Raw genomic sequence first — 537 nt, 5'->3', positions numbered from 1 at the left:
CGCGGCGGTGACCACCGCCGAGGTGCGCTCGCGGCTGGACGGGTTCGACGGGCTGATCGTCGACATCGACGACCCCGCCGTGCGCACCCAACCTACCACCGGCCTGCCGGTGCCGACCGCGGACAGCGTCGCGTACATCATCTACACCTCGGGCTCGACCGGTGTTCCCAAGGGAGTGGCGGTCACCCACCGCAATGTCACCCAACTCTTGGAAGCGATCGATGCTCAACTGAGCCCGGGCGAGGTCTGGACGCAGTGCCATTCACTGGCTTTCGACTTCTCGGTCTGGGAGATCTTCGGCGCGCTGCTGCACGGCGGGCGGCTGGTGATCGTTCCCGACGACGTCGTCCGATCGCCAGAAGAACTGCACGCCTTGCTGGTTGCCGAAGGCGTGAACGTGCTGAGCCAGACCCCGTCGGCGTTCTATGCGTTGCAGAGCGCCGATGCGTTGGCGCCCGAGTTGGGTGAGCAGCTGAAGTTGCAGACGGTGGTCTTCGGTGGTGAGGCGCTGGAGCCGCACCGGTTGTCGACGTGGCT

The 537-nt window shown here is 66.3% G+C and carries 1 protein-coding gene; it reads left to right on the top strand.

Annotated features, from left to right (window positions below; translation table 11 throughout):
- On the top strand, positions 1-537 hold a 537-nt coding region (locus A5708_RS24610; RefSeq protein ID WP_155766174.1), incomplete at both ends, for an AMP-binding protein.

This window comes from Mycobacterium colombiense (genome assembly GCF_001672755.1).
GTDB classification, from domain to species: Bacteria; Actinomycetota; Actinomycetes; order Mycobacteriales; family Mycobacteriaceae; genus Mycobacterium; species Mycobacterium colombiense_C.
The sequence above is the reverse complement of the archived record's forward strand: the minus strand, read 5'-3'. Positions and strand labels throughout refer to the sequence as shown.